Source organism: Thermoleptolyngbya sp. C42_A2020_037, from assembly GCF_015272455.1.
In the GTDB taxonomy this organism is placed as follows: Bacteria; Cyanobacteriota; Cyanobacteriia; order Elainellales; family Elainellaceae; genus Thermoleptolyngbya.
In genome coordinates, this window is sequence record NZ_JACYLP010000042.1 from 42,872 (window position 1) to 56,797 (window position 13,926).

Below are 13,926 nucleotides of genomic sequence, written 5' to 3' on the forward strand. Positions count from 1 at the left end.
GCCTCCTGAATTGACTTAAGTTTGAGAAGAGTTTGACGTTTGACAAGGTTATCCGACTCTATTGAGCGTCTGTGTTGACTGACTGTCTTAGATTGGCCTTTTGATATCGCTTCTAAAGCGAGTGAGGTATGCGGGTAATCATGCAACCCTTGTCTATCCTGGGCAAACGCGCCTCATCCTACAAGGAATCTCTGTGGGGGTTGCGATCGCAACTGGGCTACGCAAGTTTATAACTACCTTCTAGATTACTTTAGAAACCGAGAATATCCAGATGCAGAGATCGTGCGGCACGATGACTGCTAATCTGTCATGCTTTTCGAGCGTTTTCTTGATTTTTCAACCTCAATTATCCTGATTGGCTCAAGCAGTTTCAAATCAGTCAAAGTCTGGAATCACCTATGGGTTGACAGCGCCAGAATTCTCCTTTCATCTGTCTTCACCTATTTCTTGTCATCTTATTTTCCATGTCTATGGATAGCAGCATCAATCGTCAAATTCACCGTCGAAGTTACTACAGCTAGCCTTGTTTGTTGTGTGTGAGGAGTTGGGTCATGTCTCGGGATGCACTCGTTGTTGGAGTTAATGCTTATCAGTTCTTGCAGCCGCTCAAAGCCCCCGCTAGAGATGCAGAAGCGATCGCCCAAATGTTGCAAACCTACGGCGAATTTCGAGTGCAGCGGTTGCCAGAGGTTGTGCAGGCGGGGCAACCCAAAATCGGTCAATCTACTCCCGTTTTCTTACGAGATTTAGAAACTGCGCTGGTCAATTTATTCAAGCCCAAAGGCAGCAATATTCCCCAGACTGCGCTGTTTTACTTCTCTGGACATGGCATCCAAAAAGAAGCGGGGATTCACGAAGGTTACCTCGCGGTCAGCGATGCCCACCCCGATGCGGGATTTTACGGACTGTCGCTCTACTGGCTGCGGCGGCTGTTGCAAGAAAGCCCGGTGCGGCAGCGAATTGTGATTTTGGACTGCTGCCACAGCGGCGAATTGCTCAACATGTTGGAGGCAGACCCCGGCGCACGGGCCGGCACCGATCGCCTGTTCATTGCGGCCTCGCGGGAATATGAAGCCGCCTACGAATCGCTCCATAGCGACTACAGCGTTTTGACCCAAGCGCTGCTGGAAGGGCTAGATCCGCGCCACGCCAGCACGGGCACTGTGACGGCGCATTACCTGACGGCCTGGGTGAGCGATCGCCTCAAGCACGAACTCCAGCAGCCCTTGTTTGAAAACTCTGGCAGCGAAATTATTCTGACGCGCTGCGGCACGGCTACTTCCCCCCTTCTCCCCAAAACCCCGGAAAAGCCGGAGATCTGCCCCTTTCGCGGGTTGGAGTGCTTCGAGGAAGAACACGCCGACTTCTTCTTTGGGCGCGAAGAACTGACCCATCAACTGGTCGAACGACTCCGCACGAGTCCTTTTGTCACGGTGCTGGGTGCGTCGGGCAGCGGCAAGTCGTCGCTGGTGCGGGCCGGGCTGATGCATGAACTGCGCCGAGGGCAGCGGCTCGCAGGCAGCGATCGCTGGCGGCTCAAGCTGATTACGCCGGGCGAAAACCCCCTGCGGAGCCTGGCCAGCGCTTTTGTCGATCCAAATGCACCAGAGATCGAGCGGGCAGAGCAAATCCAGCGGGCAGAGACCTTTTTGCAAAGCGGCGGCACGGGTTTGGCGCGATTGGTTCGGGCTAGCTTGCCCAACAGTCCGACTTCCAGCCCAGTCTCCACGCTTCCCTCTGGGGCCGCCCGTCCGCGCCTAGTGCTGATTATCGACCAGTTTGAGGAGGTATTTACGCTCTGCTGTGGCTCTCAGGCGGAGACCCTGCGGCAGCAGTTTTTCCAGTGTTTGACCAGCGCTCTGGCCCAGTCCGAAGACTGCTTCAGTATAGTCGTCGTGCTGCGGGCGGATTTTTTTGGCAAGTGCCTGCAATATGCGGGGCTGGCGGCTCAGATCAAGCGGCAGATTCTCAAGGTGCTGCCCATGAGCTATGAGCAGATTAAAAATACGATTGTGCGCCCTGCCAAGCGGGCCGGGCTGATCTGCGAACCCAATCTCGTCTACACCATACTGCTGGATGTGATTGGGGCACCGGGGGAATTGCCGCTGCTGCAATATACGCTGCGGGAACTGTGGGAACAACGCGAGCGATCGCCCCAGGGCGCACCCTCCAAGCTGACCCTCAATGCCTACACAGAACTGGGCGGTGTGCGCGGCACGCTGCAAAAGCGGGCGACTGACATTTACAACTGCCTGGAGCCGGATGAGCAGGCGGCGGCGCGGCGCATTTTCCTGACGCTGACTCGGCTGGGCGAAGGCACCGAAGACACGCGCCGTCGGGCTGCCAAGGATGAGTTAGTTAGCCCCGCGTTTCCCAGACCGCTGATCGAGCGCACGCTGGAAAAGCTAGTCGCCAGCAAGCTCGTGGTCACCAGTCGGGGCGGCGAGGGCGATCGGGGGGAAGATGCAGCGCGGAACCGTCCATCGGCAGAATTGCTAGATGTCGTGCATGAGGCGCTGATTCGCAACTGGAGCCTGCTGCGGGGCTGGCTGGATGAGAGCCGCGAGATGCTGCGTCGCCAGCGGCGGATTGAGCAGGCGGCACTAGAGTGGGCAAAGCTGGGCAAACCCACCCGGTACGAGTATTTGCTAGGGAGCGATCGCCTCCAGGATGCCATCAGCTTCCAAAAGACCTATCCCCAGGAGCTTTCGACCCTGGCCCGGGAATTTCTCAGCGTCAGCGATGCCGAAAACCGTCGAGTTCGTCGCAAGGCCCTGTGGGTAAAGGTGTCTGTGCCGTCTGCCGTGGCGCTGGCGGTGGCGCTGTCGTTGGGGCAATATCGCACCACCGTGAAAACGCAGGCCGAGAAAGATTACCAGACGATGGTGGCCACCTCGCGGGCGCGGGCGGCGATCGCCCAGTCGATGTTGCAAGAGCCAGACCAAGACGCGATGGCGGCCCTCGTGGTCAGCCGACTGGCAGCGGCCCAGGGCGCAACCTACGAAGCCGAATCGAGCCTGCGGGCTGCGCTCCAAGACTTGCGGCTGCAAATCTGGCTGCCAGGGCATCGCGGCGCAATTCGCCAGTTGGTCTACAGTCCCGATCGCCGCTATCTCGCCACAGCCAGTGCCGACGGCAGCATTCGCCTGTGGGCCAGCCCCGATCAGGTCATCTATGCCAATACCACAGCCGAGCCGCTGCGGGTGTTGACCTGGCCGGGCGACGCTCAGGCAGAGATTCTTGAAATAGCCTTTAGCCCAGATGGAAAGACACTAGCGGCGATTGCCAAATCCTCTATGCAGCTTTACCTCTGGGACGTGGACACGGGAACCCTGGCGCAAACCCTGCCGATGGCCCAGCCTGCGACTCAGCTTCGCTTTAGTCCTGATGGCGACTGGCTGGCCACCGTGGGCGGTGCGCGAAGCGATCCCAACGGGAATCGCACCCTTTCCCTCTGGCACGTTGCAACTGGCCAGCAGGTGGCACAACTCACACAGGATTGGCCGATCCAGACGCTCCAGTTTAGCCCCCAGGAGCCATCCCTGCTGATTGCAGGACAGTCGGGCATGGTGCAGATCTGGAAAATTATGCCTGCTCAGCCTGGGTTCCCAGAAGCAGAAGCGGCTGCCGCAGCAGGTGACATAGCGCAACCCACGCCCCCAGCCCCGGCCACCCTGACGCTCACAGGCAGCATCGACCTCCAGCAGCACGTGGCTCTGCCCTACACGGGCGGTGTCTTGCACGCCACCTATAGCCCCAGCGGCCGGTGGATTGCAACGGCGGCAGCCGATGGCATTGCCCGTCTGTGGAACCCCCAAACGGGCACGCTGGAAATGACGCTCACAGGGTTTGCCCAGACTGCTCAGCGGCCGCCCGCCCTCAGCCAGCTTCAGTTCAGCCCCGATGAAACCCTGCTGGCAGCGGTGTCGCCTGGGCAGCCCATCCGAGTGTGGGACTTGCGGACTGGCCAGGTGCAGCAAGATCTCTCGGTGGGGCAGGGGAAGACTCCGCAGCCCATCGTGCGGGCGATCGCCTTTAGTCCGCGAGGAAATCTGTTGGCCGCCGTCAGCGGGGCCACCACGCAGCTTTGGAACCCGCACACGGGGCAGCTTGTGGCGCTACTGCAAAATCCTAGCGGCCCTGTAACCCGCCTGCAATTTAACCCTGGGGGAACCCACCTAGCAACCGGAGATGACGCAGGTGATGTCTACCTGTGGTCGGCTGAGGCAGGCGGGGAACTCCCCAGCATCGCTATTCCAGAAGGTGCTGTGTCCTGGCTGGCGTTTCTGCCCGATGGCGGGGTGCAGCTGGCGATTCCCGCAGGGATCGCTTCGCGAATCGCGCCAGCGTTGCAAAGTAAAACCGCCTCTTCTGGCGACGAACGGGGCAGCGGACGACAGATCGGGCTTCCGGCAAATGGGGCGCTGCTGTCGATTCGGCGTGATACGGCTCCCCAGAGCTTGCGCCAACCCCCCAAGTTCACCCTGGCCGCAAAACGGGCGGAGGACGCTGCCGATGCGCTGATGGCGGAATCCGCAGACAGCCTGCTCGACTCGACGGCTCCCCTGCCTGGAACACTTGGTCTGGCACTGGTCACCGCTGAGGGCATCTTGCAAAACTGGGCGTTTTACGCCGATCGCTCGATGACTCCCTACGTTGAAACTGTGGCTCAGGAAATGCCCGACGCGATCCACCTGCATCGGCTCAATCCGAAAGCGCTTTGGCAGCAGATCAAAACCTGGATGCCGCCCGATCGCCCTGCTGCGAACCCAACCTCCAGCGCTGACGCAACTGCATCTCAGCCCGCTCCTTCTGGAACCGTTGCCGAAGAGACGCAAGAGCAGCCGAGCATCACCCAGCAGATTCTGTCCCGGTTTCAGCAAAACCCAGCGCTGGCTACGCGGGTGGCAGATGCAGGGGGCACATCGGGGCTGACCAGTTTTGCGCTGAGTGCAGATGGGGAACTGATGGCGATCGCCACTCGCGAAGGGCAGGTTGAAATTCGTCGGGTTCAGTCGGCTGATAAGCAACCGCTACCCGGCTCAGCCGCCGCCACACGGCTGCACCAGCTTTCACTGGGTTCTACGGTCTCATCTGATAATTCATCCTCGGCTCCCGTTACGATTCAACACCTGGCGCTGAGTCCGAATAACCAACTGCTGTTGGGACTGGGCAACGACGACCGTGTGCGCCTGTGGCGAGTCGAGTCGGGCGAGATGGTGGCAGCACTAGAGGGGCATCAGGGGGCAATCGCCACGGCCCGCTTTAGCCCAGACAGCACGCGAATTGTTACCGCCGGGGCAGACCGCACCGCGATTGTATGGGATGCCCAAACCGGGCGGCGACAGGGCATCCTCAGCCACACGGCCCCGCTCACCAGCGCCAGCTTTAGCCCCGACGGGTTGAGCCTTGTCACCACCACTCGCGATGGCACGGTGCGAATTTCCGATGCCACCACGGGCGATCCGCGCATGGTGCTGAGCGGCCACCAAGGTCCAGTGCTAGATGCCCAGTTCAGCCCCGACGGGCGATCGCTCGTCACCGCAGGCAGTGACGGCACGGCTCGCCTGTGGAATCCCCACACAGGGGCAGAGCAGGCTCAACTGCGGCCCGCCACCGAGTCGCCCGTCACCATTCAGCGGGTGTTCTTTACGCCCGATGGCAACTACGTCGCCACGCTAGCCAGCAACGGCCGCCTGTATCTATGGGCGGCAACCTGGGACGTGCTGCTGAAGCTGGCTCGCGATCGCACGTTTCGCCAACTCAGCCCCGACGAGTGCCGCCGCTATCTGCGCCTTTCATCCAACGAGTGCCCCCAGGTGGACTTGGGTAGCGACTACGCGCCTACCCGTTCCCCCAGCACCCGGATAAACTCTAGCGGCAACCCGTCTGAGTCAGCGATAAATGCGACTTCGTAGATGCGATCGCCAATCATCTGCTGCGTCGGTTCTAGCAGCACCTTCAGCGCATCGCCCTCGCCTGCGGCAGCAGCCTGGGCAAAGTCCCGCTGCAACTGTTCCAACCAATCCGGCAAACTCTCGACCGCTTCCGTCAGGTCAAACGACAGGTGATAGTAGCCCGTGTAATGCTCATCCTCAAAGGCATCTGCTGCGGCCTTAGGCTGGGGCACTTGCAATAGCTCGATTCGTCCGCCCAGTCCCTCCATCCAGCAGCCCAGCGTGATGCCCGCTGTAAACCGCTCACATACCGCAAAGCCCAGCCGCTCGTAAAAGGCGATCGCCCGAAAGATATCGGCAGTGCGAATCGAAGCGTGGTGCATGGCTGGCGCAGGCTATTCAAACAGCCGAAAGTAGGGATACCGCACGGGCGCACCCGGCTCTTTCTCCAGGTCAAAATTAATCACATCCCAGCACGGCTCTTCCTTTGGATCAGGGCTGAACTCTACGGGCAGCCCGTAGAGGCGGGGGCGAGTGCTAGCGTCTGCCTGTCCGCGCCACGGGGCACTGCGGTCGAGGTAGGTGCTAATCAAATCCTGGTAGCGACGAGCAATGATTACGCGGGTCGCACGATAGCCCTGGGTGTAGAGGCGATCGAGCGCTTCATGGATTTCAAATCGGATGCCGTCGGGATGCGTATGCTGGCGATACCACTCGTTATCCCACTGCCGCCAGTGTCGGCCAGACTGGAGGTGGATCAGTTCGCCCGTTTTGGGATTCGCTTCAAAAGCTCCGTGGCGCTGGCATAGATAGGTGTCGGTCAGGGTCAATGCCGGAATTGTCTGACGACAGTGGGGACACTGAATCTCCGGGCCGAAGATTGGGTACTGTAGGGCTGGGTTCATCATGAAATCGCGACCCGCGTAGTCTCCATCTAGCATCAGCAAGGCTCTATTATAACTTTGGGTTTTTCTTAGGCTTTTCTCAGTTAAAAGCTAGAAACAATTCTACGGGTATTCGCTGGAAGCAAGGGCGCGAATCCTGGCAATCTTAAGAAATTTGACTGGAGTTTACAGCTTGTCTACGGGTTTCACGGAAAATTCACAGCAAAATCGCACCAGCGGTTGGCCAGCCCCAGATCTTTCCGGGGCGGCGTTTGTTGCGCCGGGGGCCACGGTGGTCGGCCAGGTGTTGCTGGCAGAGGGCACAAGCGTTTGGTATGGCGCGGTGGTGCGCGGCGATGTGGAACGGATTGAGATCGGGCGCTGCACTAATATTCAAGACGGTGCAATTTTGCATGGCGATCCAGGGCAGCCAACGGTGCTGGAAGACTACGTGACGGTGGGGCATCGGGCTGTCATCCACAGTGCCCATATCGAGCGGGGCTGTTTGATCGGCATCGGGGCGATCGTGCTGGATGGGGTGCGCGTGGGGGCGGGCAGCATCGTGGGTGCAGGCGCGGTGGTGACGAAAGACGTGCCAGGGCGATCGCTCGTGGTGGGCATTCCCGCAAAAGTGGTGCGCTCCCTCAGCGACGAAGAGGTGGCCGACCTGATCGACCACGCCAAAAAATACGAAAAGCTCGCCCAGGTTCACGCAGGCACAGGGACAGAGTTGGGGTTTGAGCGTTTGCCGTCCGCGTCATCTTGATTTTGGATTAGGGATTTTGGATTTTGGACGACCTATCCCCAATCCAAAACCTAAAATCGACGTAAGGTTCTTTGCATGGAAAAATAAACGCGTTGCCATGGCCAGGTCACTGCTCACGGTGGGCGAACCGGCTCCCTGGTTCACCGCCCCTTCCCCCAGCAACCCTCGCTATCATTTCGACTCGGTAGCCGGCCGCTACGTGGTGCTGTGCTTTTTCGCCTCCACCAGCGTCCCCGTCAGTCAGCAAGTGCTGATGCTGCTGTTCCAACATCGGGCGCTGTTCGACGATACCCACTGCTGCTTTTTTGGAGTCAGCATCGACCCGGAAGATCAGGCGCAAGCCAGAGTGCAGGAAGCCATTCCCGGCATTCGCTTCTTTTGGGACTTTGACCAGTTGGTAAGCCGCCAATACGGCGTTTTGGACGAAGCCACCCAGAGCTACACGCCCTGCACGTATATCCTGGATGAGCGGCTGCGGGTGCTGGGGGTGCTGCCCTTTGGCGACCAGCCCGAACAACACGTCGCCCTGCTGGTGAAAATCCTCGAACAATTGCCGCCGCTCAACCCTGCCGAACCCGCCGCCGTGCAAGCGCCCGTGCTGGTGGTGCCGCGGGTGTTCGAGCCAGATTTGTGCGAAGCCTTAATCGACTACTACAATCAGCACGGCGGCGAAGAGTCGGGCTTTATGCGGGAGGTGGGCGGGCGCACCGTTGCTGCACTCGACCACAGCTTCAAGCGGCGAAAAGACCAGGAAATTTTGGACGAACCCCTGCGGAATGCGGCGATGTATCGGATTCACGATCGCCTCGTCCCCGAAATCGCCAAAGCCTTCCAGTTTCGGGCCACGCGCATCGAGCGCCACATCGTCGCCTGCTACGATAGCCACTCCGGCGGCTTTTTCAAGCCTCATCGCGACAACACCACCAAAGGTACGGCCCACCGCCGTTTTGCGGTGTCGCTCAACCTCAACACGGGCAAATACGAAGGCGGCAAGCTGCGTTTTCCCGAATTTGGCAGGCGAACCTATGAAGCCCCTGCGGGCGGCGCGGTCGTCTTCTCTTGCTCGCTGCTGCATGAGGCTACGCCCGTTACGCAGGGACTCCGCTACGCCTACCTGCCCTTCCTCTACGACGATGCCGCTGCCCAAATCCGCGAGGAGAATCGGCAGTTTTTGGCCGTCGAGTAGTCCGTAATGGGTAGCTCGTAATTTCGTAATATGGCTTGTCAGACCGTGAGTCCAGAGCCTGATGCCCTTTATGGGATTAGTTGACCTTTGAGTCCCCATCCAGGAGCGCCTATCGAGTAAGTACCCATCCGGGGAGGGTCTATCCGTACTCATTACGAGTATGATTAAGAAGTGAGGGCTTTTTGGTTTTGGCGATCGCCCCCTTCCAGAGCGTCAGATTCCAGAGCGTCAGATTCCAGAGCGTCAGATTCGGTTCATCGCCCATCCCCACAAAGCGCCTCGCACTACACTCCTTACACCAATGGCTGGAGGCAGTCATGAACTTCAAACGGATGGAACACGTCAATCTATCTTGCCAGGACTTGGAAGCGAGCCAGCGGTTTTATCAAACGCTGTTTCCCGATTGGTACGTGCGGGCGGAGGGCAGTTACGAGGGCGATCGCTGGATTCACCTGGGCAATGAGCAGTTTTACATGTCGCTGAACAATGCCCACGAGCCTGCGGCGGCTCATCGCGCCTATGCCAGCGCCGGGTTCAACCACGTCGGCTTTGTGATCGAAGATGCCGAAGCGATGCGATTGCACCTGGAAAAGCACGGCATTGAATACTACACCTACACTTCGCCCGAAACGCGACTGCGGCTCTACGTCAGCGATCCCGACGGCAACGAGGTGGAACTGGTAGAGTATCAGCCCGACTATGCGCTGCGATAGTCACGGTTTCGGGTTGACCCAGCGCCTATGCGATGCCCAGTTCTTGCCGCCATTCAGCCAACGGACGCTCCCAATGTTCCTCCCACTTTTGCGCCAAAAATGGCTTGGCGGTGATGCCCATGCGGTAGCCCTTCGACAGGTCGTTGAGGATGCCATCGAGGGACTCTGGCGCATCGGTGAGGGTCTTCAACAGCCCACCGCAAATTAGCACGATTGACATGGGGCGACGGGTCTGCGCTAGTTCAAAGGCCTTTAGCCCCAGTTCACCAAAGACGCTGGTTTCAAAGCCCGTCACCAAGTGCCAGATGTCGTGCGTCTGCCGCAGCCGCAGCAGCATGTAGGTGATGTCGTCGGTGACTTCGACTTTGCGATAAAAGTTGGGGTCGAACCCAGCGGCGGTCAGGGTGGCGGCGTAGATGTAGCCGAGGGAGTCGGGCGGCAGCTTTAGCAGGGCATCCAAATCGGGGGGCGGCGCGATGTAGCGTTCTGCAAACAGGCGGGCGATCGCCTCGTCGCGCTTGACATATTCCACCGCCAGCGCCATTGCTTTGGTCGATCGCAGACCGTCTTCAATGTCATACACCGAGTCTGTATTTTCCGCATTCCGCAGCAGAGAAATGGTGCCCTTGCCCACGCTCAGCAAATCAATGTTGAGCTGACGAAGTTTTTGAAACAGCACAGCAGCCTCCTGGAGAGCTTGGGTGAGGAGAGGGGTCCACAGGGAGAGGAATGGGGAAGACTACAGTAAGGCTGGGCCAGATTCCAGAATTTTGGCTGCTTTCTGTTCTCTCAAACAGCGCTACGGATAATCGCTGGAAGCCTGGCAAAGGGTTAGGCTGGTCATCCAAAATCGCCAATCTAAAATCCAAAATTGACATCAGTTACCACTACGAATTACCCGGTTTGCGGATGGTGAAGGAAATCGGGCGCGGCGGGGGTGCGGGTGGCGCGGGGTGGACGTTGGGAAGCTGGGTAGGCGGGCGCTGTGGCATTGGGTTTGCGGGCGACGTAGAGGCTGGGTTGGCGGGTTGAGCGGCTTCCGTGGAGGCGGTTTTTGGCGCGGACTTTGGTGCAGGCTTCGGCGCAAGGCGGGGCGATCGCCCTCCCCCCTTCAGCGCAGGCAAATTGGAGGCGATCGCCAGCCCCAGCCCGGCCACCACCATCAGCGGCAGCGGTAAGTTCAGACCCCCGACCCAGGGATATAGCTCTGCCATTACAAAAAACAGCACCACGCCTGCCACCCACACCTGCATTCTGCGAAACCCTTGAATTTCCAACGCTCATATACCCGAAGGATAGCCGAAGATTCGCAAAATGCGACAGGATGGAGGCTGATGCGCCTCTCTCCAGATGCTTCCTTTCGTTTCCCTGATCATTCCCACCTATCGGCGCGAGGCGGTGCTGCGGGCCACACTGCGGGATGCGCTGCGGCAAGAGTACCCCGCCTACGAAATCATCGTGGTGGATCAGACGGCGGCGCATGAACCCGAAACCGAGGCAATGCTGGCAGAACTCAGCGCAGCAGGCAAAATGACCTGGCTGCGGGTGGACTGGGCCAGCCTGCCCAGGGCGCGGAATGTCGGAATTCAGCAGGCTAAGGGCGACATCGTGGTGTTTGTGGACGACGACGTGCAGATGCCGCCAGATTTTTTGGCAAGGCACGCACGGCATTATCAAAAGCCAGAAATTGGGGCGATCGCTGGCCGGGTGCTGGATCGGCTGAAGCTGGCGGACGACCCGGATCTTTTAATCGAGCAACTGCCGCCGCAAGCAAACGATCCGGCGATCGCCTGGTATCACCTGGATCTGGTGCATACGGTGCAGCCGCAGCGGGTGCTGTCGGCGCGGGGCTGCAATATGTCCTTTCGGCGATCGCTCTTTACCCAGCACCAGCTCTGGTTCGACGAGCGGTTTCGGGGTAGCGCGGTGCGAGAGGAATCGGATGTGTGCCTGCGGCTGCGGGCGACGGGGCTGATGATCTGGTACGACCCGGCAGCGTGGCTGGTGCATCTGGGCGAGGAAACGGGCGGCTGTCATGACCTCTCGACGCGATCGCCCCGCTATCAGATCAGCTTCTATCACAATCATTTCTGGCTGGGGCTGAAAAACCTAACGGCGGCCCAGTGCCTCCGTTTTTTTGCCAAGCTGTTTGACTGCCACGTTTTGGGAAATCCGCCCTGCAACAAGAGCGGCCACCCGCTCAAAGTCGCTACCCGGCTGGTGTTTTATCTGGCGGGTTTGCTGATGGCATTCGGCACAGCCGCCGCCGCAAAGTTTTCAAGCCTCAGGAGCGATCGCCCTTTGCCCTAGCAGAGGTGCTGGTCACTTCTTGCGCCAGCGGCAGCGTAAAGTGAAACTGACTGCCTTTATCTCGCCCACCCGACTCCGCCCAGATTTGTCCGCCCAGCGCCAGGATGATTTGCCGACAAATGGCCAGCCCCAGCCCCGTGCCGCCCGCCGTCCGCCGCAGGGCCCCTTCTTCTTGATAGAAGCGGTCAAACACGACCTCTAGGCGGTTTGGCTCGATGCCGCGCCCCGTATCGGCGATCGTCACTTCCAGCATCTTGCCGCCGTTTTGGTGCGCTTCAATCACCACTTCTCCGGTGGATTCGGTAAATTTGCAGGCGTTGTCCAGCAGTTTGGCTAGCACTTCCACCAGCCATTCCCCATCAGCCCTGACCAGCGGCAGTTCCCCCGGCACGTTGGTTTGGATTTTGGGCAATGGTTCGTCGGCTTGGCGGGTTCGCAGGCTGCTGAGGGCCAGATCGACGCATTCTTGCAGTGCTAGCGGTTCTAAGTGCCACTCGACGCGACCGCTCTCTAGCCGCGACAGCGTGAGAAAATCTTGCACCAGCTTCCGCATTCGCTCTGCATCGGACAGGGCCGTGCTGAGCATGACCTGGCGCAGTTCCGTGGGCATGTCGGGTTCGCTGGCCAGGCTTTCTAAACAGACCTGGATGGTGGACAGCGGCGTGCGGAGTTCGTGTCCGGTGATGGCGATCAGGTTGCTGCGGGTGCGCTCCAGCGCTTCGAGCTGCTCGTTCAGGTCTTCCAGGTTGGCGTAAGACTCTGCCTGGATGATGGCAACACCCAACTGCGAGGCGACGGATTCTACGAGCGATCGCTCTTCGTCTGTCCAGGGGTGTGGCTCCTTCTGGCAGTGGTGTAGCTCCACCATGCCCAGCAGTCGTCCCTGGTTCACCACGGGCACCATCAGCCAGGAGCGGATGGATGCTCGCTTCAAAATTGGCTTCAGCGGCGACAGGTCAAACGGCGGGTCGGTACTGGTGTTGGCGATTCCCGCAGGGATTACTTCGCGAATCGCCACTGAGGTCTGCTGCTGGGCCACGGCTTGAAACAAGGGATTGTCTCGCAGCGGCCAGTCCTGATCCACCAGGGAGGCAATGCGCTTATCGCGGCGATATTCGTAGGTGATTTTGGCGCTAGTGTCGGTGTCTTTGCAGCGGTAAATAATGCAGCGACAGACCTGCATCGCTTTGCCCAACTCCTGCACCGCCACGCGGAAGATGTCGTCGGTGTTGAGAGACTGGCGCATGGCTGTGGTGATGGAGTTCACCAGGCGCTCTTTGCGCTCCTGCGTGGCGATGGAGCGGTAGGCCTTGAGCAGCTTGTATTGCCCTGCCTGCAAATGAGTCACCAGGCGCTGGGCAAAGGGGTCGGGGTCTACTTCCAGCTTGGTGGGCTGTGGCAGCAGAATTTCGGCCTTGGCGGCGGCGATTTTTTCCGCCAGTTCTGGGCGATAGGTCAGGATGCGATCCAGCAAAATTTCGGCGGCGTGATAGCTCACCTGGCGGTCAAACGTCCACACGCCTTCAAAGCGGCGGGTTTGATCCATCGTCGTTTCTGCGGCGTCGGCGGCGCTGGGCAGGCTGGTGCGCTCGCGACAGACCAGACAAGCGGAATACTGCTGCCCAATCACCACCAGATGCCATTCCTGGCTCAATTGGTCAGAGGGGTCAAAGGCGACGGTTTCATATTCTTCTGAACGGTTCATGAAGTCCGTTTCGGGCGCAGCCAGGACGTAGACCTGGGGTGTGAGCGCGGCGATGCGGAGGTAGCGGTGAGATTCCTGTCGATAGAACCGTTCGCGCTGGAAGCTGGCAATGATGAGCGGTTGGCCGGAGGATGCCAGAACCTGATCCTCCATCGCGTGAGAGAGGGCAGTGAGCGACGATTTGAAATAAAGCTGGGGGCGCAAGTGGGGCGATCGCTTCAATAGCGCATCCAGCACGGATTCAGAAATGCTCATGCAGGGCTTGCTTAATCCAATCCGGACAATCCAGCAGCGGTGACCGCTAAAGCAGGGTGCAGTGATCCTATTTTCGGATAAACTTGCGGTCTTAGATCTAGAGAATAGCTAGATTAAAGCAGGATTGGGGGATGGAATGAAGTCGTCTGGCTAGCAGAGGGAAGAACGAAGAGGGAAGAACGAAGAGGGAAGAACGAAGAGGGAAGAACG

Annotated in this window: 11 protein-coding genes; 5 read left to right on the forward strand and 6 right to left on the reverse strand. The window is 59.3% G+C overall.

Annotated features, from left to right (window positions below; genetic code table 11):
• Nucleotides 1-551: 551 nt before the first annotated feature.
• Nucleotides 552-5,918 carry a caspase family protein gene (locus IGS16_RS13735; protein ID WP_297086311.1) on the forward strand — a complete coding sequence of 1,789 codons (5,367 nt, stop codon included), beginning with the start codon at nucleotides 552-554 and terminating at the stop codon, nucleotides 5,916-5,918.
• Here IGS16_RS13735 and IGS16_RS13740 read toward each other — a convergent pair.
• Entirely contained in the window at nucleotides 5,837-6,280 is a 444-nt protein-coding gene (locus IGS16_RS13740; RefSeq protein WP_297086313.1) for a VOC family protein, read from the reverse strand. The two genes, IGS16_RS13735 and IGS16_RS13740, sit on opposite strands and share 82 nt — an antisense overlap.
• A gap of 12 nt (nucleotides 6,281-6,292) precedes the next feature.
• On the reverse strand, nucleotides 6,293-6,805 hold the full coding sequence (locus IGS16_RS13745; RefSeq protein WP_068515812.1) for a TIGR02652 family protein: 513 nt from the start codon (nucleotides 6,803-6,805) through the stop codon (nucleotides 6,293-6,295).
• Between the two features lie 169 nt (nucleotides 6,806-6,974).
• Between IGS16_RS13745 and IGS16_RS13750 the strand changes: the two genes are divergently transcribed.
• The gene (locus IGS16_RS13750; RefSeq protein ID WP_297086314.1) at nucleotides 6,975-7,547 is read left to right on the forward strand and encodes a gamma carbonic anhydrase family protein; all 573 of its coding nucleotides are present in this window, start codon (nucleotides 6,975-6,977) and stop codon (nucleotides 7,545-7,547) included.
• Between the two features lie 97 nt (nucleotides 7,548-7,644).
• Nucleotides 7,645-8,733 (forward strand): redoxin domain-containing protein, encoded by a 1,089-nt coding sequence (locus IGS16_RS13755; RefSeq protein WP_297086316.1) that lies wholly within the window; start codon nucleotides 7,645-7,647, stop codon nucleotides 8,731-8,733.
• A 139-nt stretch (nucleotides 8,734-8,872) separates the two neighbouring features.
• Here IGS16_RS13755 and IGS16_RS13760 read toward each other — a convergent pair whose 3' ends face one another.
• A complete protein-coding gene (locus IGS16_RS13760; protein ID WP_297086318.1) occupies nucleotides 8,873-8,998 on the reverse strand; it encodes a hypothetical protein in 126 nt (41 codons plus the stop codon).
• Nucleotides 8,999-9,050: 52 nt separating this feature from the next.
• Here IGS16_RS13760 and IGS16_RS13765 point away from each other — a divergent pair, with 52 nt between their 5' ends.
• Nucleotides 9,051-9,446: a VOC family protein gene (locus tag IGS16_RS13765; RefSeq protein ID WP_297086320.1), complete on the forward strand. Its 396-nt coding sequence runs from the start codon at nucleotides 9,051-9,053 to the stop codon at nucleotides 9,444-9,446.
• Nucleotides 9,447-9,471: 25 nt separating this feature from the next.
• Here the strand turns inward: IGS16_RS13765 and IGS16_RS13770 are convergent, their stop codons facing one another.
• The gene (locus IGS16_RS13770) at nucleotides 9,472-10,125 is read right to left on the reverse strand and encodes a Coq4 family protein (RefSeq protein WP_297086322.1); all 654 of its coding nucleotides are present in this window, start codon (nucleotides 10,123-10,125) and stop codon (nucleotides 9,472-9,474) included.
• Nucleotides 10,126-10,333: 208 nt separating this feature from the next.
• Entirely contained in the window at nucleotides 10,334-10,723 is a 390-nt protein-coding gene (locus IGS16_RS13775; RefSeq protein ID WP_297086324.1) for a hypothetical protein, read from the reverse strand.
• Nucleotides 10,724-10,796: 73 nt separating this feature from the next.
• On the opposite strand from IGS16_RS13775, the gene hpsN reads away from it, so the two are divergent.
• The gene (hpsN, locus tag IGS16_RS13780) at nucleotides 10,797-11,756 is read left to right on the forward strand and encodes a hormogonium polysaccharide biosynthesis glycosyltransferase HpsN (RefSeq protein ID WP_297086325.1); all 960 of its coding nucleotides are present in this window, start codon (nucleotides 10,797-10,799) and stop codon (nucleotides 11,754-11,756) included.
• Here hpsN and IGS16_RS13785 read toward each other — a convergent pair.
• Nucleotides 11,731-13,716 carry a DICT sensory domain-containing protein gene (locus tag IGS16_RS13785; RefSeq protein WP_297086327.1) on the reverse strand — a complete coding sequence of 662 codons (1,986 nt, stop codon included), beginning with the start codon at nucleotides 13,714-13,716 and terminating at the stop codon, nucleotides 11,731-11,733. The two genes, hpsN and IGS16_RS13785, sit on opposite strands and share 26 nt — an antisense overlap.
• Nucleotides 13,717-13,926: the final 210 nt, after the last annotated feature.

Excerpts from the sequence above, each read along its gene's own strand:
- IGS16_RS13755 (WP_297086316.1), top strand. The coding sequence starts at position 7,645 with ATGGCCAGGTCACTGCTCACGGTGGGCGAACCGGCTCCCTGGTTCACC.
- IGS16_RS13745 (WP_068515812.1), bottom strand. The coding sequence starts at position 6,805 with ATGATGAACCCAGCCCTACAGTACCCAATCTTCGGCCCGGAGATTCAG.
- IGS16_RS13735 (WP_297086311.1), top strand. The coding sequence starts at position 552 with ATGTCTCGGGATGCACTCGTTGTTGGAGTTAATGCTTATCAGTTCTTG.
- IGS16_RS13760 (WP_297086318.1), bottom strand. The coding sequence starts at position 8,998 with ATGGGCGATGAACCGAATCTGACGCTCTGGAATCTGACGCTCTGGAAT.
- IGS16_RS13785 (WP_297086327.1), bottom strand. The coding sequence starts at position 13,716 with ATGAGCATTTCTGAATCCGTGCTGGATGCGCTATTGAAGCGATCGCCC.
- IGS16_RS13765 (WP_297086320.1), top strand. The coding sequence starts at position 9,051 with ATGAACTTCAAACGGATGGAACACGTCAATCTATCTTGCCAGGACTTG.
- IGS16_RS13740 (WP_297086313.1), bottom strand. The coding sequence starts at position 6,280 with ATGCACCACGCTTCGATTCGCACTGCCGATATCTTTCGGGCGATCGCC.
- hpsN (WP_297086325.1), top strand. The coding sequence starts at position 10,797 with ATGCTTCCTTTCGTTTCCCTGATCATTCCCACCTATCGGCGCGAGGCG.